Source organism: Bacillus sp. FSL K6-3176 (assembly GCF_038003325.1).
GTDB classification, from domain to species: domain Bacteria; phylum Bacillota; class Bacilli; order Bacillales; family Bacillaceae; genus Bacillus; species Bacillus altitudinis.
Map to the genome: position 1 here is coordinate 3,026,211 of NZ_JBBOOX010000001.1, position 21,325 is coordinate 3,047,535.

19 protein-coding genes and 1 riboswitch are annotated in these 21,325 nt (G+C 41.5%); of the genes, 5 read left to right on the top strand and 14 right to left on the bottom strand.

Translation table 11 applies throughout. The annotated features are described in order from the left end of the window. Positions 1-57 precede the first annotated feature (57 nt). From MHB38_RS15850 to MHB38_RS15880, 7 genes are all read right to left on the bottom strand, one after another. Positions 58-1,068 carry a LacI family DNA-binding transcriptional regulator gene (locus tag MHB38_RS15850; RefSeq protein WP_165379123.1) on the bottom strand — a complete coding sequence of 337 codons (1,011 nt, stop codon included), beginning with the start codon at positions 1,066-1,068 and terminating at the stop codon, positions 58-60. 67 nt (positions 1,069-1,135) lie between these two features. Continuing rightward, positions 1,136-2,572 (bottom strand): glucuronate isomerase, encoded by a 1,437-nt coding sequence (gene uxaC / locus MHB38_RS15855; RefSeq protein ID WP_341003933.1) that lies wholly within the window; start codon positions 2,570-2,572, stop codon positions 1,136-1,138. Between the two features lie 136 nt (positions 2,573-2,708). Then, positions 2,709-4,463 (bottom strand): HAMP domain-containing sensor histidine kinase, encoded by a 1,755-nt coding sequence (locus tag MHB38_RS15860; protein ID WP_017359251.1) that lies wholly within the window; start codon positions 4,461-4,463, stop codon positions 2,709-2,711. 3 nt (positions 4,464-4,466) lie between these two features. Continuing rightward, positions 4,467-5,189 (bottom strand): response regulator transcription factor, encoded by a 723-nt coding sequence (locus tag MHB38_RS15865; RefSeq protein ID WP_072367948.1) that lies wholly within the window; start codon positions 5,187-5,189, stop codon positions 4,467-4,469. 178 nt (positions 5,190-5,367) lie between these two features. Further along, positions 5,368-6,183, bottom strand: a complete 816-nt coding sequence (locus MHB38_RS15870) for an ABC transporter ATP-binding protein (protein WP_249670051.1) — start codon at positions 6,181-6,183, stop codon at positions 5,368-5,370. A 21-nt stretch (positions 6,184-6,204) separates the two neighbouring features. After that, positions 6,205-7,227 (bottom strand): FecCD family ABC transporter permease, encoded by a 1,023-nt coding sequence (locus tag MHB38_RS15875; protein WP_007500263.1) that lies wholly within the window; start codon positions 7,225-7,227, stop codon positions 6,205-6,207. Beyond that, the gene (locus MHB38_RS15880) at positions 7,228-8,280 is read right to left on the bottom strand and encodes a FecCD family ABC transporter permease (protein WP_017368049.1); all 1,053 of its coding nucleotides are present in this window, start codon (positions 8,278-8,280) and stop codon (positions 7,228-7,230) included. Positions 8,281-8,539: 259 nt separating this feature from the next. Here MHB38_RS15880 and MHB38_RS15885 point away from each other — a divergent pair, with 259 nt between their 5' ends. Continuing rightward, entirely contained in the window at positions 8,540-9,478 is a 939-nt protein-coding gene (locus tag MHB38_RS15885; RefSeq protein WP_182488918.1) for an ABC transporter substrate-binding protein, read from the top strand. A 37-nt stretch (positions 9,479-9,515) separates the two neighbouring features. Here the strand turns inward: MHB38_RS15885 and MHB38_RS15890 are convergent, their stop codons facing one another. The 3 genes from MHB38_RS15890 to MHB38_RS15900 all read right to left on the bottom strand — a co-directional run bounded on the left by MHB38_RS15890 (position 9,516) and on the right by MHB38_RS15900 (position 12,073). After that, the gene (locus MHB38_RS15890) at positions 9,516-10,925 is read right to left on the bottom strand and encodes an amino acid permease (protein ID WP_182488919.1); all 1,410 of its coding nucleotides are present in this window, start codon (positions 10,923-10,925) and stop codon (positions 9,516-9,518) included. A gap of 192 nt (positions 10,926-11,117) precedes the next feature. Next, a riboswitch (Lysine riboswitch) is annotated at positions 11,118-11,296 on the bottom strand. 122 nt (positions 11,297-11,418) lie between these two features. Next, positions 11,419-11,562 (bottom strand): small acid-soluble spore protein SspJ, encoded by a 144-nt coding sequence (gene sspJ, locus MHB38_RS15895; RefSeq protein ID WP_008347117.1) that lies wholly within the window; start codon positions 11,560-11,562, stop codon positions 11,419-11,421. A gap of 82 nt (positions 11,563-11,644) precedes the next feature. Next, positions 11,645-12,073 (bottom strand): MarR family winged helix-turn-helix transcriptional regulator, encoded by a 429-nt coding sequence (locus MHB38_RS15900; protein WP_007500254.1) that lies wholly within the window; start codon positions 12,071-12,073, stop codon positions 11,645-11,647. Positions 12,074-12,244: 171 nt separating this feature from the next. Between MHB38_RS15900 and MHB38_RS15905 the strand changes: the two genes are divergently transcribed. From MHB38_RS15905 to modB, 4 genes are all read left to right on the top strand, one after another. Further along, on the top strand, positions 12,245-12,736 hold the full coding sequence (locus MHB38_RS15905; protein WP_008347118.1) for a metal-dependent hydrolase: 492 nt from the start codon (positions 12,245-12,247) through the stop codon (positions 12,734-12,736). Between the two features lie 123 nt (positions 12,737-12,859). Further along, the gene (locus MHB38_RS15910) at positions 12,860-14,710 is read left to right on the top strand and encodes an LTA synthase family protein (RefSeq protein WP_241511471.1); all 1,851 of its coding nucleotides are present in this window, start codon (positions 12,860-12,862) and stop codon (positions 14,708-14,710) included. A gap of 115 nt (positions 14,711-14,825) precedes the next feature. Next, positions 14,826-15,602, top strand: a complete 777-nt coding sequence (modA, locus tag MHB38_RS15915) for a molybdate ABC transporter substrate-binding protein (RefSeq protein ID WP_341003940.1) — start codon at positions 14,826-14,828, stop codon at positions 15,600-15,602. Beyond that, a complete protein-coding gene (gene modB, locus MHB38_RS15920; RefSeq protein WP_008347121.1) occupies positions 15,602-16,267 on the top strand; it encodes a molybdate ABC transporter permease subunit in 666 nt (221 codons plus the stop codon). Before modA ends, modB begins: the two co-directional genes overlap by 1 nt. A 180-nt stretch (positions 16,268-16,447) precedes the next feature. On the opposite strand, the gene MHB38_RS15925 is transcribed toward modB, so the two are convergent. The 4 genes from MHB38_RS15925 to MHB38_RS15940 form a co-directional block, all read right to left on the bottom strand. Beyond that, entirely contained in the window at positions 16,448-17,293 is an 846-nt protein-coding gene (locus tag MHB38_RS15925; protein ID WP_182488922.1) for an aldo/keto reductase, read from the bottom strand. Between the two features lie 68 nt (positions 17,294-17,361). Continuing rightward, a complete protein-coding gene (locus tag MHB38_RS15930) occupies positions 17,362-18,231 on the bottom strand; it encodes an ROK family protein (RefSeq protein WP_048001832.1) in 870 nt (289 codons plus the stop codon). A gap of 63 nt (positions 18,232-18,294) precedes the next feature. Further along, positions 18,295-20,310 (bottom strand): Na+/H+ antiporter, encoded by a 2,016-nt coding sequence (locus MHB38_RS15935; protein ID WP_202734221.1) that lies wholly within the window; start codon positions 20,308-20,310, stop codon positions 18,295-18,297. A gap of 320 nt (positions 20,311-20,630) precedes the next feature. Then, complete coding sequence (locus tag MHB38_RS15940; RefSeq protein ID WP_007500242.1) at positions 20,631-21,242, bottom strand: trimeric intracellular cation channel family protein; 612 nt, start codon at positions 21,240-21,242, stop codon at positions 20,631-20,633. Positions 21,243-21,325: the final 83 nt, after the last annotated feature.

Sequence of the window (21,325 nt, forward strand, 5' to 3'; positions counted from 1 at the left end):
CGCTTTTCCTCCCCGCATTTTTTGCACACGTGAACATTTTCATTTAAAAGATGCTGATTACTGCACCTTTTTGACTGAATCTCTAATCATCAGCTCTGTGTGGACATACACTTTTTCCAGATGATCGTCTTCTTGCGTTTCACTGTTGATGACTGAAAGGATAGCTTCTGCTCCAAGCGCACACATTTTTTCAATTGGCTTTTTGACTGTTGTGAGGGCAGGCGTTGTATAAGATGAAAATGAAATATCATCAAAACCGATAATAGAGAGATCATCAGGACACCTTTTACCTTTTGCAAACAATGCATTCATCGCACCAATCGCCATGTCATCGTTTGAGCAAAAAAGGGCAGTTGGCGGATCATCAAGAGTGAGTAAGGCTTCCATTGATTCATAGCCGCTCTTCATATGATAGTCGCCTGTGATCATGTATTCTTTCTTCATGGGTACATGATGGTCAATGAGTGCTTGCAGAAAACCAGCTTTTCTTTCTTGTGTGGATTTAAATCCCTGTTTCCCTTCAATAATGGCAATTTGTTTATGCCCCTGCTGAATGAAATAGTGTGCAGCTTGGTATGCCCCTTCACCATCATCCGCTAATATATTCATCACTTGATTACTTTCTACACGGCGATTCAGTACAATAATGGGAATGCCCTGTTTTTTCACATGATGGATAAACGCTTCGTCATGCTCGCTTTGGCTCATGAGCAAAATACCATCATATCGCTGTTTATGAATGGTTGTGTAATCGTGAAAATCGTCAATTCCTCTTACAACCAAATGATAGTTTTCTGTTATCACACTGTTGACGCCTTTTAAGGCATCAACAAAGAAACTTGAGGATGTGCCTTCTGTTAAACTCGTAAAAAACAGACCAATTGTAAATGATTTTTGCGAGACAAGGCCTCTGGCATGGACATTCGGTGAGTAATTCAGCTGTTTTGCAATCGACAATATGTTTTGTTTTGTTTTCTCTTTAATAAAAGGACTATTATTCAAAGCCCTTGATACTGTGGTATGAGAAACGTTTGCCAATTTTGCTATATCTTTGATTGTGACTGTCATGCTATTCCGCCTTTTATGATTTTTTATCATCTTATCATAAAAACGCTTTCATATTCTTGCTTTTTGTTCATATCATCTTGCTTTTATGCGGTAGCTCATTTGCCCGTTCAAATTGAAAATACTGCTTTGCATTTTCATAGCTAATTCCTTTTACCATTCCCCCTAGCAAATTGAGATCATTAGGCGCTTCTCCTTTTTCCACCCAATCTCCAATGATGTCACATAGCAGTCTACGGAAATATTCATGTCTTGTGTAAGACAGGAAGCTTCGTGAATCTGTCAGCATCCCAATAAATCGGCTGATCAGTCCGATACTGGAGAGTGCCATCATCTGCTCTGTCATTCCCTGCTTTGTATCATTAAACCACCAGGCTGTTCCATGCTGCATTTTCCCAGGAGTCTTTCCATCTTGAAAACTTCCAGCTATCGTTGAAATCACCACATTGTCCCTTGGATTCAAGGAATAGAGGATGGTTTTTGGCAATGCATGTGCTTGTTCTAACCGATCTAATACGCGGCAGAGAGGTTTTGCAATGTCTTCATCATTCATTGCATCATATCCGGTATCTGATCCAAGCCGCTCAAACATTTTCGAATTGTTGTTTCTGAGCGCATTGATATGAAGCTGCATCGCCCATCCCCGCTGAGCATATGCCTGACCTAGTTCAATGAATGTGTGCGTTTTAAATTGAACCTTCTCCTTTTCCGTCAATGGATGCCCTGACATCCTTTTATGAAAAATGATCGCAGCTTCTTCTTCCGTCGTGTCTTCGTACGTCATTTCATTGATGGCATGATCTGAAATCAAACAGCCCTGTTCATGAAAGAAATCGATTCGCATATGAAGTGCTTTTATGAAGTCTTGATAGGATTCGATCTGGATAGATGAAACCTCCGCCAGCTGATGAACATACTCGATAAACAAGTCATTTGTGATATCTAATGCCTTATCTGGCCGAAACCCTGGCAGCACTTGCACAGAAAAGCCTTCTTCCCGCAGTTGTTGGTGATAAATCAGCGAATCAACCGGATCGTCTGTCGTCACAACCGTTTCAACATTTGATTTCACAATGAAATCTCTCGCACCAAATCCGTCTCCTTGCAACTTTTCATTTACTTTTTTCCAGATGATGTCTGCGCTTTCTTCATTCAAAAGTTCTTCGACATCAAAATATCGTCTTAGCTCTAGATGGGTCCAGTGATAGAGAGGATTTCCAATCGTCATCGGAACAGTTTTCGCCCATGCTAAAAATTTCTCATCATCTGAGGCATCCCCTGTGATATGTGTTTCAGGTATCCCATTTGCTCTCATGGCGCGCCATTTGTAATGATCTCCGTAAAGCCATGCTTCGGTTATATTTTGGAACGTTTTATTTTCATAGATTTCTTTTGGACTTAAATGACAATGGTAATCAATAATCGGAAGGTTCTTTGCAAACTCATGGTATAGCTTTTCCGCCGTTTGACTGTTTAATAAAAACTGCTCATCTAAAAAAGCTTTCATCAAACTCCCCCATCTCTTATAATGATGAAAATCAATTTGTTCACGTTAACAATTTTATTGTAATCGTTTACAAAATCGATTTCAATCCTAAAACAAGAAAAAACGATCTCCTTTAGAAAAGAAAATCGTTTTTTGGCTATTTTACAGATGGTGTTTTCTTTAGGATAATCGCAATAGTTGTTCCTTGACCTAATTCACTTTCTACTTGAATATCGCCATCGTGCAGTAAGACAAGCTCTTTTGCAATCGCCAGTCCTAGTCCTGTTCCATTTGTTGGATCATTCGTATTTGTCCCTCTATAGTAACGATTAAATAAATGATCCACTGTTTCTTGCGCCATTCCGCGTCCGTTATCTTTCATTTCGATCCGAACTTCATCATTTGTTTCAGATAGAACAGCTTGAATAAGAGTACCTTTCTGGTTATGCTTCACTGCGTTCGCCAGCAGGTTCTCAATGACTCGTCTAAACCAGGCTTTATCGATCTCAAACATGACACCCTCTGTTTGATCTTCAAAGGATGATAAATAATCTTCTGAAAGCGTGCTTCTTGAAAACTCGTCCATAATGGAGGCTAAAAATTCACCAAGTTCAACAGGTTTTCGATTAATAGGCAATGCACCATTTTTCAATCGATACGTGAGGTTTAAATCCTCAATCAAGGTCGACATGTATTCTGATTTCTCACGAATGACTTGTCCCATTTCCATGACTTCTTCCTTGGACCATTGGTATTGATCTGATTCTAGCATTAATCCATAGCCGTAAATCGTGCTAAGAGGCGTTTTTAGATCATGAGACAGCCCTGCGATCCATTCTTCCCTTGTGGTTTGAATTTTTCTTCGGTTTGCTTCATTCTCTTTTAACGTATTGGTGAGCTGATCCATTGTTTTGAGGATATCCTCAAACAGCCGGTACTCCCGCTTAATACGGCCCTTTTTATTTTTACTTACTGGAATACCTTTTCTATTGGTTGGCTCCTGCAATTTATTTCTTGATAAGAAAATCAGCCAGCGGATAATGTGATAGATCGGTAGCCCATAGCGATACGAGTACCATAATGTCATAACGATAATAATCGTAAGCGCAAGACCTGCAATCAAAAGCGTTGTATATTGGTTTAAAGCCTCTGTCTCTTTATCATAAAGCTCGTCTGGGCTGTATACTTTGTTTGGCACCGAAACAATCATATACAAATCCTTATTCACTTTGATATACGACAGGTCACTTCTAAACTCCCAAGGCTTTGATTGATACTTGAGCAGTTCAACATCCGTTACGTTATTTTTCAAATTATTTTTGGCTCGGATACCTTTTAAGTATTTTCCTTCTTCATTAAACAGATGCACCGATCCATTCATTCTTTTCAAAAATTCTTTTGTTTCAACTGAATATTGAGACAATGCAGCCAGGTTTTTTTCATGCTGCTTGAGATAATTGGCTACCTTTGTGCTGTTCGTTTTAAATCCATATAAGACGATAAAGCTTTCTTGATCAATCTCAATTGGCCAGAAGTACATCTTGTAATCTTTAAATTGTCTTTTTTCAAAGATTTTGATCATTTCATCCTTTTGATAGGATGTTGGAATGTTTTTAGGGAGTTGATAGCTATAGACGTTGCGTTTTTTGGAATCAATCACTTGTAGCCAGCCATCACGTTTTTCCACTGCTTGTTTGAGCTGATCATCGGCTTCCATTTTTCCATCCTCGTTAAAATAAAGCCAGCTCATGAGTGTATCTCCATCTGCCTTCGTTAAACCAGTTTCAGTCATATTCTCATAGCGTTTTTGAAAATAAAGATTTTCAGAGAATGTTTGCCCGATCGTTAGAATAACGATGACAATAAACATTTGTCCGACAAAGTGAAAGAAAAGTTTTGTTCGTAAATTCATAAACTATTGAAGAACCTTCACAGGTTGCGGAATGAACTTATAGCCCATACCACGGATCGTCACAATATATTCAGGCTGACTTGGATCTAACTCTATCTTTTCTCTCAGCTTTCGGATATGAACCATGACGGTGTTGTTGTCACCATATGACGGAACACCCCATACTTTCTCATAGATTTGATCTTTAGAAAGTACCACATTCGGATGATCACAAAAATACTTCAGCAAGGACAAAAGCTGCGCTGAGCAAGCCGTCACTTCTCCCCTTACTTTCAACTCGGCTGCATGAGGATGGTACGAGAAATGAGCATATTCATATTGACTGTGCGCTTCTTCCTGCTCCTCCTGTAAGGAGACATAAGTTCGGTTTAAGTGCGCCTTAATTCTAGCTACTAGCTCTAACGGATTAAATGGCTTTGTGATGTAATCGTCTGCACCTTGTGCAAATCCAGTCAATTTGTCTACATCAGACGTTCTTGCTGTTAAATAGAAAATCGGTGCCTTCGTCATTTTCCTGATGTCAGGCAGAACATCAAAGCCAGACTTACCGGGCATCATCACATCTAGAAGTAAGAGGTGGATGTCCTCGTTTTTGACAATATCTAATGCTTCATCTGCATGATAGGCTTTATAAATATGTTGAAACCCTTCTTTTTTTAATACGCGTTCAACCATTTTTACAATTGCTTCTTCGTCATCTGCAATCAATATTTTTGCTGTTTCCACGCATCTCTTTCCTTTCTAGCTATGATCTCTAACCGTATATTACCATTGTCCAAAGTAAAAAAGTACCTCTTTTCTACATAAAAGCGAAAAAAGATCGACTGGAGAAAATGGCATAACAAGGTAATATCAAAAAATGCAAAAAAAACCCGGTCATACATACCGAGTTTTTGTCCATCTATTATCCGTTCACAGCTTCAAGCTTTCTTTCATGATTCATTAAGTCATATGTTAAACAGATCGGCTTATTCGTTCTCGGATCAAGAACAATTTCTGCATCGATGTGGAACACCTGACTGAGCACCTCTTTTTTCATGACCTCATGAGGCGTACCATCTTTAATGACTTTCCCTTGATTGAGAGCAATCATGTAATGTGAAAAGCGTGCAGCATGATTGAGGTCATGAATCACCATCAGCACCGTTCTGCCCTGCTCTCTGTTTAAGCGTTCTAATAGCTGAAGGATCTCCAGCTGATGAGCAAGATCTAAATACGTCGTTGGTTCGTCTAATAAAAGCAGCTCTGTTTCCTGAGCGAGTGCCATCGCAATCCATACCCGCTGACGCTGTCCACCGGAGAGTGCTTCAATTGGCCGGTCATGAAATGCAATCATTCCCGTCTCCTCAAGTGCCCATCTGATGATTCGTTTGTCCTCATTTGATAAGCGGCCAAATCCATTTTGATGTGGGAAACGTCCATATGACACAAGCTCATAAACGGTCAGACCACTTGGGGCTTCAGGCGTCTGCGGTAAGATAGCCATTTGTTTTGAAATTTCTTTTGTTGGTGTTTGATGGATAGCCTGGCCATTTAAATAAACAGCACCTTGATGGGACTTCATAATACGAGACATTGTTTTTAAAATCGTTGACTTCCCGCACCCATTCGGCCCAATTAATGTGGTCACCTTGCCTTTTGGGATGCTGATATTTAAATCGTCTACAATCAAACGGTCATGATAGCCAATACAAAGCTTTTCTGTTTCAAGTGATTTCATCTGTTGTACTCTCCTTCCTCATTAGTTCGTTTTCATCAATAAGTAAATGAAGTAAGGTGCGCCTAAAGCAGAAACAACAAGTCCAACGGGCACCTCTGATGGAGCAAGTATGACACGCCCAAGTGTATCTGCAAGTAATAACAGCAGTGCACCAATCATAGCGGACGCCGGTATCATTCCTTGATGTTTCGGTCCAACTAGCTTTCTTGCGAGGTGTGGTGCCGCTAACCCTAGGAACGATATACTCCCTGCAACAGCGACACTTGCACCGGCTAATGCAACTGCAATCAGCATGAGAAAACTTCTTTCTTTATGAACTGAAATCCCTAAGCCATAAGATATCTGATCACCCAAATTCATGATATTTAAGTAGCGTGCCCTCACCATCGCTAATACAAGAAAAATCAGCATCCATGGCACGACTGATAAGACATATGTCCAGCTTGAGCCCCAAATACTTCCTGACAGCCACACAATGGCTTGGTTAAAATCATTTGGGCTCATCTTTAATTGAATGACCACAATTGCTGCCGAAAATGCAGCATTGATCCCAATACCAGTTAAAATCAATCGAACAGGCGTAATGCCCTTTTTCCACGCTAGCACATAAATGAGAAATGCAGCAAAGGCTGCACCTGCGAAAGCGAAAAGCGGCAGTACAAATATCGTAAAATCACCTAAGTTCGACATCGAGCCCTGAAAGGCAAAGATAAACAAAACAACCGCAAAACCTGCACCCGCATTTACACCTAGAATGCCGGGATCAGCTAAACCATTTTGAGAAACACCTTGCCAAATGGCACCTGATACAGCGATAGAAGCGCCAACAAGTAAAGCGATGACCATCCTTGGAAGTCTGAACTCGAATAATACAAGCTCATCCATTTCACTTCCGAGTCCAAAAAATGTTTTGAATGTATCCATCGGAGAAATCCTTATCTCTCCGGTATTTAAACTAATCAGGAACACAGCCACGATGGCTAAAAAGATCATGACCATCGTTCGTTTGTATTTCTTTTTCTTTGCCTGCTGCACCATTTCCATTTAAATTCCGCTCCTTTCACGTCTCGCTAAATATAAGAAGAAAGGAACGCCTATAATGGCTGTAATGGCACCAACTGGCGTTTCAAACGGCGCATTGACAAGCCTTGCCGCAATGTCTGCATAAATGAGCAAAATAGCCCCTAAAATAGCTGAGCAAGGAATAATCCAGCGATAGTCAACGCCGACCAAGAAACGCGTAACATGAGGAATCACAAGCCCGATAAAGCCAATAGAACCTGCAACTGACACGGCTGCACCTGTTAAAAGGATCACGACCAATATGCCAAGTACCTTGACTGTTCGTGTATATTGTCCAAGCCCTTTTGCTAATTCATCGCCCAAGCTTAAAACCGTGATGGAGCGGGCAAGAACCATAGCGATGATCAGTCCTACAACCGCAACTGGAATGATGATCTTAATATTGCTCCAATTCACACCAGCCACACCGCCTGCGTACCAAAAACTCATATCTTGCGCGACGTCAAATCGAATGGCAATCGCTGAGGAAATTGAGCTTAAAAGTGCGCCAACAGCCGTACCGGCTAATGCGAGTTTCACAGGAGTAAGCCCCCCTTTTGAAAGGGTTCCAACCCCAAATACAATAGAAGCACCGAGTGCGGCACCCAAAAATGACCAAAGAATTAATGTAAAAGAAGATTGGCCTGGGAAAAAAGCAAACGCAATGGCAATCGCAAATGCAGAGCCATTTGTCACACCCATGATTTCAGGAGACGCAAGCGCATTTCTTGTCATGCCTTGCATGATGGCACCCGATACTGCTAAAAAGGCACCGACAAGTGCGGCACCAACTGTACGCGGCAGCCTTAGTTCCCTAATGATTTGATGTGAGGTTTGTTGTGAATCAAAATGAAAGACGGCTTCCCATACCGTGTGTAAATGAATATTTGCCGCTCCTAGCGATACTGATAAAAAAAGACCGAATGCTAAAGCAATGATTCCTATGATGACAACAGCTGCTGTACCAAAAGGCTTTGTCACAATATCTATCGCATCATCTTTAGCTGACAGCTGTTTATTCGATTGTGAGCCCAAAACCAGTCTCTTCCTTTCCGTTCATATCTATTCGTTATTAGTGATAATGATTATCAATCTCGGAGTCTAGTATATCACTTTCTTCACGTTTTGAAATCCTTGTTCTGATAAATTTCTTTATTTTCATCAAAAAACCGGGAGAATTTCACCATTTTCATTTTGGTCATAAAATAGCCGATGCATTTTTTCTTCTATCATGTTAAGATATAATCGCGAATGAGAATCATTATCATAAACAATTGAATAGGAGCGAACTTTTGTGAAAAAACGAACTGGACTTCTTTTGATTTCCTTCATGACCCTTATGATTTTTACTGCTGCTTGCGGCAGCACTTCCAATAAAGAATCGGGAGCCAAAAAAAATGACACGATCACCTATCGAGATGTAAAGGGTGAAGTGAAACTGCCTCAAAACCCACAACGAATTGTGCTTCTGGCGGAAAGCTATTACGGGGATCTCGTCACACTCGGCAAAACCCCAATTGCTGCCACTGCGCCCATCTTTAAAAACCCTTTCTATAAAGGAAAAACAGATGGAGTGAAAAATATTGGAAAATCTCCCTCTGTTGAGAAAGTAGCCTCTTTGAAGCCGGATATGATCATTGCTTGGGGAGAAGATGAGAAATTTGATCAATACAAAAAAATTGCACCTACAGTTGCCATTCAATACAATCAATATTCGTTTAAAGACCAGCTAAAAGAATTCGGTAAAATGACAGGCACATCAAAAAAAGCAACGGATTGGATCACACAATGGGATGCCAAAATTGCTGAAGTGAAACCAAAAGTAACAAAAGCTGTAGGAAACAAAACCGTTTCGATCGTATCACCATTCGATAAGGGCATTTACATTTTCGGTAACACTTTTGCACGCGGTGGTGAAATCATTTATGACGAGCTGAAATTAAAAGCTCCGAAGGCCGCCCAAAAAGAAGCCATCGACAGTGGTGTCGGTTATGCAAACATTTCTCTTGAAAAGCTTCCAGAATTTGCAGGCGATTATATTTTCACAAGCCCATGGAGCGGTTCAAAAAGTAATGGCGATCAAGTGTATAAAAGCAGCATCTGGGCATCACTTCCTGCTGTCCAAAACAAACGCGTATTTGAAACAGATACAGTCGGTTACTTCTTTAATGACCCTGTGTCACTAGAAGGTCAGCTCGAATTTATTGTGGATCGATTAACATCTGACTCATAAAAAAATACGTTTCTCCAGCATTGGAGAAACGTATTTTTTAAACTGTACCTTTGGCAAATTTTTTGGACATGAATGGGTAGAGTAAAATGCCCACTAAGAACAATCCAATACCAAGACCAAATGTTTTGAAATCAGCTGTGCCTGAAATAATGACCCAAGCGGAATACCCCATGGCCACAAGCGCAATGATCCCGTCTCTTGTCCGGTTTCCTTTTTGGAGCTCATATGTGTCACCTTGCATGATGACCTTAAAGCTGTAGATCGACGACACGATATACGGAATGAGATACGCAAGTGTCGCTGATGTTGTTAAGAAAGTAAAGGCTTCATTAATCGTACGTGACATGACTGAGAAAATAAACAGCTGTGACATGATATTTGTGACAGTCAAAGCAATAACAGGACTGCCTTTTTTGTTTGTTTTTGCAAACACTGCTGGAAAATCGCCAGCTTTTGCTGCTTGATAAGGGACTTCAGAACCAAGCAAAATCCAGCCAAGCATCGAACCAAATAAACAAACGATCGCAAGAAGTGCCATGACAATGCCGCCAGCCGGTCCGATAATGAGCTGAAGCACGTCTACGAATGGTTTATCAGAACCTTGCAATTGATCATGCGGCAGAACGCCCATTGTAATCAAGGTAATAATCATATAAATAGACAGTGCAATTAAAAGTCCTGTAATCGTCGCACGTTTGACATCACGCTGCGAGGAAGCTCTTCCTGATAAAATGACAGCAGATTCGATGCCGATAAATGCCCATAGTGTGGAAATGGCCGCATGATGAATTTGGCCTCCAAGTCCGAGCACTCCTTCACCACTTGCTGCTTCAACAGGGAAGTAATAATGTTCAAATAATGCGGTTTGGAATGCAAATAAGCCTGCGACAATAAAAAGGACGAATCCAAGCACCTTTGAAAAGGTCGTAATAAAGTTCAGCTTACTTGCTGCGCTTAAGCTTGTAATTAAAATCGTATGAGTCCCCCATAGAAGGATTGTACATACGATAAACGTTGTGAGCTGACCAAGTGTGATCGCTTCTTTTCCAAAAGTAAAGACCTCCGTTTTCACGGTTAAAATTGGGAAAAAGGTTGTTAAATAACCAGCTAGGCTTGTGATAATGGCGACATTACTAATCCAGCTTGCCACCCAATATCCCCAAACCATTGTAAAACCGGCTGCTTTTCCTTTTTTCGGATCTTTAAAAAGCGCTCTTGCATAGCTTTGTGGTCCAGCTGTTAGCTGCGGTTTATGAATGGACAAATGTCCAAACACAAAGGCAATCATCAGTACGCCGCCACCTGTGACAAGCCATGCCATCGTCACACCTAAAGGACTTGCATGCTGGGCAAGTGTACTAGGCAGCATAAAGATGCCTGAACCTACCATATTTCCGACGACAAAAGCCGTCAATAACCAAAAACCCCATTTTTTTGTCTGTTCCATTTTCGTACCTCCGTTATATTCACTTTGGACCAGACCCGGCAGTATCTTCATTGATATATTTGTGAAGCAATGACTTGCATTCTTTATGTTCATGTTGGGTCACTTTCTTACCAGCATACCCTTTTCTTAGGCAATCAGAACATAAAAAAAAGCCTGAACAAAAGTCCATGCTTTTCAAAACATACACCTTGATCTCCGGATAGCCCTCCACGCTTCAAAGACGTGGCAGTCCTGCATTTGTTCAATGCAGACCCAGCATAAAGAAAGTTGGAGCTCTCTCTACACTTCGGCGCTGATGCCTTTTTTCTCATGATCAACGATTCCATCTCTCCCATGAGTGACTCATCATCCGCGCAACCTCTACCTCACTGAGACATAGCGTGAGGATTTCTATTCATTTTTACTACACGAAGGTTATCAAACATTCTCATATCTGTCAAAGGGAAAAACATAGAAAAAAGGCAGAGAAATGATTCTCCGCCTTTTTGTCAGCTTATTGATGGTTGTTTTTCTTCTTTTGGACAGCTTCCTGAAGCGGATCGCCTGCTAGTTCTTTACTTGCTTCTTCTAACAGCTGATCTACCTGCTGATGGTCTTTCTCGCTTTTCGCCTTTTTATCCTTTTGGAAAAATGACATCGCTATTTCCCCCCTTTTCATAAAATGCCTTTGCCTGTTTAATTTGTGCTACAGCGCTCAGCATTATACAAAGAGGAGCGGTTCATTCATCGTGAAAGGTCTGTCTCATTTTTTGCAAATACGTTAGAAAGGTCTTTAAGTCTTCCTCTGTGAAGTCTGACATCATATGCTGAATCACCTTTCCAAAAAGACGTGTATGCTTTTCGTAAATAGCCAGCCCTTTTTCCGTGGCTTCTAGCCGGACAAGGGAATGATCGTCCTTGTCCCTTTCTCTCTGAATGTAGCCTTGCTCACATAATTTATTGAGGGCAATGGAAGCGGCACCTGGGTTGAGAGAGAGTCTTTGTTTGAGCTCTTCAGCATGTGATACTTTTCCTTGTATCAATATAGAAAGAGCATATATCTGTGGAGGCGTGATGTCTTTTTCTAACTCAAGTAACTTGCGGTTTAATTTACGGCTGACTTCATAATGTACAAGAACAATTTCTTTTAAAATGTCTGCATTACTCATCCGAATCGCATCCTTATCGTTAGTGTCAACATGACTTCCTTCTTATTATAGAATGTTTTTCCAAACAGCCAACTATTTTACCCCATTTTTCTTTAGAAATAAGCCTTGCTGAATGGATTCACCCTTGATATAGTGAGTACTTGAACAAAAAACAGAACAGGAGTACGCATCATGACAGGAAAAACACATATTATGGGCGGAATTGCCGCCTCCACAGCCGTCGCCTATTATTACGGATTCGAACCAGTGACGATGGCTGCTGCAGGATCAGTAGGTGCCCTCATCCCAGATCTATGTCATACGAAAAGCAAAATCGGCAGGAAATTCCCGCTCCTTTCCACACTGATCAGTAGTGTGTTCGGGCACCGCACCTTTACACATAGTTTATTATTTCTGCTGATCATTTATTTTATTGCGACAACATACATTCCAAATGACAGCCTCAGTACCGGGTTACTAGTTGGGATGGCAAGCCACCTCATCCTTGATGCAGGCACAGTGAACGGTATTAAATTTTTGTTCCCTGCAACCATGAAAGTACGTCTCCCCTTTTATGTCAAAACAGGCAGCACAGGAGAACAAGTCGTACTAGCTGCTCTGACCATTGTCACCTGCTATTACATGGCTGTCATTTGCGGAATATCCATCCCATTGCCGTTTTAGAAAAAGAAAAAAGAGTTTTGCAAAAAAGCAGGATATGAATTGATCATTCCTCATTTTTTTAGTAGTTTTAAGATAAGTGTTTTTGCCTTGCAGCTGAATACAGAATGGTGAGGAGTTACATAAATGAAAGCGTTTTTCAAAAATCACTGGTTTTTAGTGTACTCCATCCTCTTTATGTGGATGAAAACATACATCATTTATCAATTCGGATTTCATATACGAACGGCCAATCTGTTTCACGAATGGCTGCTTTTGATCAATCCACTTAGCTTTTTGCTCCCTTTGTTTGGGATTGCTCTTTTCTTAAATGAAACGAAACAAAAGGTCTTTTTATTGACCACAAATTTTATTTTGACAGCCATTTTGATATCGAATACGATCTTTTACGGTTTTTATATTGATTTCATTACCATTCCTGTCTTATTTCAAGCAAAGAACATGGGAGATATGGGTAGCAGTATGAGTGAATTGTTTCATCCGCTATTTATACTCATGCTGATTGATTTTGTGGTGCTGGCATGGCTCTTAAAACGGAAACCGCTATCACCAAAAGCGTCTTTTAAGACGATCAAAACATACTATGTGGTTTGCTGCAGCTTGCTATTGTTCCATGTCAGCTCAGCTTTGATGGACCACCCTCGATTTTTGACAAGCTCGTATGATCGAGAAGTCATTGTACGCAACCTTGGGCTGTTTCAATTCCATTTGTATGACGGTGCCGCTCAAACAGCACGTATTGGTCAAAAAGCCTTTGCTGACGAAGATACACTTTCAACAGTGGCAAACTACACAAAAGCTGATTACAGTGCACCAAATGAAGACTACTTTGGACTTGCTAAAGGCAAAAATGTCGTGTTCATTTCACTTGAATCAACGCAGCAATTTGTCATGAATCAAAAGGTGAATGGACAATACATCACACCATTTTTAAATCAACTTGCCAAAAAAAGCTTCTATTTCGATGAATTTTATCAGCAGACAGAGCAAGGCAAAACGTCGGACTCAGAGTTTATCGTCGCAAACTCCCTCTATCCATCTAGCAGTGGCGCTGTCTTTTTCACAGCGAGTGACAACGAATATGACACACTGTACAAGCAATTGAAAAAAGAGAATTATCAATCCGTCCAATTTCATGCGAATAATAAAACGTTCTGGAATCGTGATGTGATGTATGAATCTCTTGGGATTGACCGCTTTTATGATGTCGATTCATTTGATGTCAATGAACAGAATTCGACTGGCTGGGGCTTAAAAGATATCGACTTTTTTGATCAATCCATCGATTATTTAAAAAAGCTGAAGACGCCTTATTACAGCACATTTATTACCTTAACCAATCACTTCCCATTTGAAATTGATCCAAAGGATCAGTTCATTGATGAATACGATTCGACTAGCACCATTTTAAACCGCTATGTGACCACCGTTCGCTATCAAGATGAAGCCATCAAAAGGTTCTTTGAACGAATGAAAGAAGAAGGACTATATGAAAATACAATGTTTGTCCTGATGGGAGACCACTATGGCATTTCAGAAGCACATCATGAGGCAATGGCAGAGCTGCTGAAGCAGGATGAAATCACACCGTTTGATGCAGTTAAACTGCAGCGGGTCCCTTTTTTGATTTACATTCCTGGGGTGACAGACGAGGCGCCTCAAACCATTTCTGAAACAGCCGGTCAAATGGATGTCAAACCGACACTTCTTCATTTACTCGGCATTGAATCAAAAGATGCCATTCAATTTGGAAATGACCTTTTCTCCAATGAGCGTACACCGTTCGCTGTGCTGAGAAATGGAAACTTTATTACGGATGATTATCTTTATACAAAGAACACGTGCTATGATCAAAAAACAAAACAACCTGTTGAAGAAGATGAAGTATGCCAGCCTTATATAGAAAAAGCCAATAAAGAGCTGTCTCTATCAGATAAAGTGATCAACGGGAACTTACTACGTTTTTATCAGCACTAAAAGCTGCCCTCTGGCGGCTTTTTCTTTTCTCTTTTCCTGAAAGCCTATGAATGGTCAAATAAGTTTGATTATAATAAAGGATACACATGATGTTGAATGATAAAGAGGTGTGATCATGAAATATTTATTCTTAACCTGCGTCACCATCTGTTTGCTCCTGACTGGGTGTCAAACGGAGTCGACGTCACCAGATCAAAGCAAAAAGACAGAACTTGTGATTTCAGCGGCGGCAAGCCTGCAGGATGCTTTGAAAGAGATTGAATCTGCCTATGAAGATGATCATCCAAACGTGACACTCACGAATAATTTCGGATCATCCGGCGCATTGAAACAGCAAATCGCTCAAGGAGCAAAAGCGGATCTCTTCTTCTCAGCAGCTGAAGAGCCTTTTGATGACCTTGTTCAATCTGGCGACATCGATCAGGATCATACAAAGGATGTCATACAAAATGAGCTTGTCCTCATCGTGCCAAAAGAAAGTTCCTCTTCTATCAAAACCTTTCGCGATGTTGATCACATAAAAGGAAAGATAGCGCTTGGCACACCTGAATCTGTTCCTGCTGGTACATATGCAAAAGAGATTTTCACAAAACTGAATATATGGGACCAAGTGAAACAGAACGCTGTCTATGGCAAGGATGTTCGTCAAGTATTAAACTATGTCGAAACAGGAAATGTGGAAGCTGGTGTCGTGTATAAGACGGACGCGCTCGTTTCTCGCAAAGTAAAGATAGTAGATGAGGCAAATCAGGACATGCATTCCCCCATCATTTATCCAGTTGGCATTGTCAAACAGACCGAACATATGAAGGAAGCGAAAGCATTTTTTCAATATCTCCAATCAGATCCAGCCGCAGCGATTTTTAAAAAGTACGGCTTTCAAGTGAAATAATGCCGATGCTGACCGAAGATTTTCTTTCACCTATCTGGCTGTCCGTACAAGTGGCTGCTTTCAGCGGGTTATTGGCTGTCGTTTTAGGAACGTCCATTGGTTTTTGGATGGCGCGTACATCTTTCAAAGGAAAAATGATCGTGGAAACGCTCCTCATGATGCCGCTTGTCCTTCCGCCAACGGTCGTAGGATTTCTGCTGCTCGTCGTGTTCGGGAAGCACAGTGTGATTGGACAAGCCATTGAATGGATCTTCCATCAGCCTGTCATCTTCACTTATTGGGCAGCGGTCATTGCATCGACGGTTGTCGCATTCCCACTCATGTATCAATCAGCAAAAGCTGGTTTTTCTACGATTGAGTCAGACATTGAAGGTGCTGCAAAAGTTGATGGTGCGCATTCTTTCCAGGTCTTTGCCTATATTACCGTCCCACTCGCACTGCCATCTCTTCTCTCTGGTGCGGTTCTAAGTTTTGCAAGGGCCTTAGGAGAATTTGGAGCGACCTTAATGTTCGCCGGCAACATTCCTGGGAAAACACAAACCCTCCCAACAGCCATCTATGTGGCAATTGATTCTGGACGAATGGAACTTGCGTGGGCTTGGACGATTTGTATTGTGATCCTGTCTTTCCTCATGCTGTTGGCTGTGCGCCGAAGCAGGACTTAAAAAATCCCCTTCTCAAAAAGAGAAAGGGGATTCAGATTGTTGACAAAGGGCTAAAATGAACTTGATTTTAGCCCTTTGTCTTTTTTCAGCGTGATAGAAAACCTTTGCTAGTCTAGGAAGCACCAGTACTCACTGACAAAATATGCGAGGGTTTGTCTACACGCTAAGGGGATTTTTTATTTATTCAAACCCAACCGTCATCGTTTCTGGATTAGACCCGACACGTTCGTTATTATTAAGTGCATTGATTTTTTCCATGTCTTCTTGTGAAAGCTCGAAGTCAAAAATGTCGGCATTTTGTTTAATGCGTTCTTCATTGATTGATTTTGGAATAGTGACAACACCGCTTTGCAGATCCCAACGCAAGATCACTTGAGCCACAGATTTGTTGTATTGTGCTGCAATTTCCTTTAATACGTCATGATCCAAAAGCTTTCCTTGCATCAGCGGAGACCATGCTTCAATTTGAATGCCTTTTTCTTTCGCATATTGTCGTAATTCGACAAGTGTCAGTTTTGGATGAAACTCCACTTGGTTCACCGCTGGAACAACCTCCGCATCTTTTAACAGCTCTTCTAAATGCTGCACATAGAAGTTGCTGACACCAATCGCTCTTACTTTTCCATCTTTATAAAGCTTCTCAAGCGCACGCCATGTATCTTTAAATGTATCTGCATTTGGTCCAGGCCAATGAATCAAATAGAGGTCTAAGTAATCAAGACCGAGCCGGTTTAAGCTTGCATCGAATGCAGCAAGTGCTTTGTCATATCCTTGATCTGTGTTCCATACTTTTGACGTAATGAACAATTCTTCTCTTTTGACGCCAGATTCTTTAATGGCTTTCCCTACGCCTGTCTCGTTTTTATAAACGGCAGCCGTATCAATGCTGCGATAACCGTTTCGTATGGCTGCTTTGACGGCATCAACCACTTGGTTGCCGTCCTCCACTTTGAATACACCTAAACCAAACCATGGCATTTCTACTCCGTTATTTAGTGTTACGGTATCATTCAAGCTTTTGACCATGTTAACAACCACCTTTTCATAGATTCCATCTTTTTCATTATCTCATGTTGCGTTTGAAAACTCTATTATCAGGCGTTTCTCTTCGCTTCAATCGCTAACAGCAAAGCACCTGTCATACCTGCCTTGTCCTCAAGTCCAGGAGAGACAATGTATGTATCAAGCGGCGGCATGTCGACATAATCATTGACATACGCAGCCAGCTTCTCTCGAATGAGCGGAAATAGCTGTTTTTGCTTCATGACGCCTCCACCCATTATGATGCGCTCTGGGCTTAATATCAGCGTGTATTGCATTAATGCCTGTGCTAAATAATCTGCTTCAAGAGACCAAACTGCTTCTTCTTCGGTAAGCTCTTTAGCCGGCTTTCCCCACCTTGCCTCAATAGCTGGTCCTGCCGCCAGTCCTTCTAAGCAAGTACCATGCGCTGGGCAGACACCCTCAAACTGATCTGATTCATGCTGCCTGACCAGGATGTGTCCCATTTCTGGATGTGAGTGACCGTGAAGAAGCTCATGTTTCACAACAGCCCCGGCACCGATCCCCGTACCGACCGTGATATACAGACAGCTGCTTAGCCCTTTGGCGGCCCCTTTTGTCAGTTCACCTAATGCTGCGGCATTGACATCTGTCGTAAAGGACACCGGTACGCCTAATTGTTTCTCCAGCTCAGGTATCAACGGGTAATGCTTCCATTCAACCTTCGGCGTATTCATGATGTAACCATAAGAAGGATCGTCTTTCTGGACACAAATCGGTCCAAAGGAACCGACCCCTAATGCTGCAATTTCATGTTGCTGAAAAAATGGAATAAGTGATTGGATGGTTTTTTCCGGGTGCTCTGTTGGAATGGTTAATTCCTCTATGATATCCCCATGCTCATTGCCAATGGCACAGCAGAACTTTGTCCCCCCAGCTTCAATCGCTCCGTAATATGTCATCCTGCCTCTCCCCCTGCTCGTCTCTTTTTTTCATCATAAAACATAGGCGAGAAGATGACAACATCATGTATTGGTCAGTAAGACTGCTTCCATGTCATTGATATACTCCCTTAAATGATGGGCAATATCACGATTGATTTCGCCATTTTCATATAAGGTTTGGATTTCATTACGAATCGACTGTACGGCTTGGAAGTTAAGCTCTTTCTTCTTCCGGTCAAACGTGCGATCCTTTTGCTGGAAGAAAGAAGGACCATGTTCACAGCGGAATATCACTTGATTGTAAAACCCAATGACTTGATGACACGTTTGTTGATTGTCTTCGGTCATATGGTGCTTAATAGAATCCACCGCAGCTTCAGCCGTTTTCTTGCGGATTTGTTTATACGATTCCTCGTTTTCTAATATGCCGCTCGAAATACGCTGATGCGGACGCCACAATTGAAGCCATTGTAGTAAGCGCAGAAACTTCACTTTTGAGAAACGAATTTTAAAGGAGTTGGAATAGAGCATTTCCAGCTCATGAAATCTCTCTTGCAGCTCATATGCTTCTTCTTTGTCGATTTTCTCTTCCTCAATCAACTGCTGAAGTTTCATCTGTTCTGCTTTAATACCATGCAGTCTGATTTTTCTCTCTTGTTTTCTCATACCAAACTGGTACGGTTCCCGCTGAATATTTCGTAGCTTCATTCGGAAATCATTGATGAGTGCAAGGGATACTTCTCGATTGTCCTCATTCATTCCTTCTTTTAACGTTTTAATGGCACTTCTCAGCAGCTTCCGTTTTGCGTGCTGAATCTTTGTATCTAAGTCCACATCCACTTGCTTATCTTTTTTCTCCGATAAAATAGGCAGCAAGACACTCGCTAAAATGAGTGTACATAAAATGACGCCTGCTGCGAGGAAAATAATTAAATGACGCTCAGGAAATGGTGATCCGTCTGCAAGCGTAAACGGGATGGAGAAAGCACCCGCTAATGTAACAGCACCACGAACACCAGAGAATGTCATCAGCATGGAAGCACGCAGCTTCGGTTTTTTCGCGTTCTTCTTTTTCGATACACTCCAGTTCCCTGCCCAGAACAGCCATACCCATAGGAATCTGAGAATCATCAGACAGAATGTAATGATTAAAATGTAACTGATGACCTGCATATTATTAAAGGCTTCATCTTGGAAAATGACAGTCGATACATCAGGAATTTGTAACCCAAGTAAAACGAAAACAAGGCCATTTAAAATAAATAAAATAATATTCCACGTGTTTGAAGAAGCAATTTGCAGCTTTGCTAAATTCGCTTCCATTCGGTCTTGCTCGATGGCATGTGTCACACCACCGGCAACAACGGCTAAAATGCCAGATACGCCAATTTCTTCCGCTGCTAAATAAATCACAAACGGCGTGAGGATTTGCAGGATGATGTGCATTGTGACATCGTCCATGCCTAAACGGCGGAGAAAGTAGCGAAAACGAATGATAAAAAACGACAGAATAAATCCAGTCAATAATCCGCCAGCAGCAATAAGAACAAAGCTAAAGGATGCCTCTGCAATGGAAAATGCCCCTGTAACCGTTGCTGCAATAGCAAATTTAAAGGCAACAAGTCCTGACGCATCGTTCATCAGCCCTTCGCCTTCCAGCAGTCTCATGATCCCCTTTGGCATATTCACACGGCTGGAAAGTGCACTTACAGCAACCACATCTGTCGGTGATAAAATCGCTGCAAGCGCAAATGCAGCTGGAAGTGGTATGCTTGGAATCATCCAATGGATGGTATATCCCGCGACAATGACTGTCGCAAATACGAGCCCTAAAGCTAATAGAAGAATGGGCGCTCTTAATTTCCACAGCTCGTCCCTTGGGGTACGCTTCCCATCATTAAATAACAGTGGTGCAATGAATAAAACGAAGAATAGCTCAGGATTTAAAGAAATATGTAAACCTGAAGGAAAAGCTGCGACCAATATCCCTAAACCCACTTGGATTAATGGAACTGGAATAAAGGGCAGAAAACGATTGATAATATTAGATGATGCAATGAGTGCTAGTAGTACGAGCACTGCCAAAAAAATCTCCACTAGTACATGTCCCTCCCATTTCATTTTTTCCGTCATGTTTTGCTTACATGCAAAGATGTGTTCATTTCTTTCTGATCCATCCGTTCGATCACGAGCGTTTTTTTAGTATCCCGCAAAAAGTGAAACCAACACATAACAATCCATCTAGGCAAAAAAAGACTGAATCTACATATTCAGTCAAATGACAACATTTTCATCTCGTGTATTGTTCCAATGATGAATAAAGAACCTACTTTTATTTTACACGAAAACAGCTTGACCTGCTGACATCAAGCTCGAATAACAAATAAAAAAAAGAGCGACATCGCCCTTTTTTCGTTTTACCCTTTATTTAAAAAATAAGACCTTGCGGGAAGCCGCCATTTGAATAAGTAGGAACAAACCCTGCATATGACAAGGATGACAAACAGCAGATATAAAGCAAGCTCTCCTTGCGCTAAGCCGAGTCCGACGAGTAAGCCGCCTAGGGCTGCCCATACTGCGTAAATCTCTGCTTTTAGCACAAGTGGCTTTCGTCCTGCTAATAAATCACGCACAATGCCGCCGCCGCTTCCAGTCAAAATGGCTGCCACAATGACCGCACTGAGCGGGAGCTCTCTTTGTACAGCAAATAATGCACCTTGAATCGCAAACGCTGCTAAACCGATCGCATCTGAGAAATTCCCCCACGTGCTCCAGTGCTTGAGCAAAAGCTTTGGAAATAGAAACACGATCGTAATGGATACAAGGGCAATGGTAAACATTTTGCCCTGCGACCATAAAGCAGACACCGGAAGACCAATTAATAGATTCCGAATCGCTCCACCGCCAAATGCTGTGACAATCCCTAAAATGTACACACCAAGAATATCGTACTCTTCCTCCATTGCGACAATCGCACCACTAATGGCGAATGCCACAATGCCTATAATACTTAAGACTTCCCATGCCATTTTCCGCTTATCTCCTTACCATTGTCTGATCATCTAACACTCTCCCCTTAATGTATATCTGACACAAATGAAAAGCAATACAA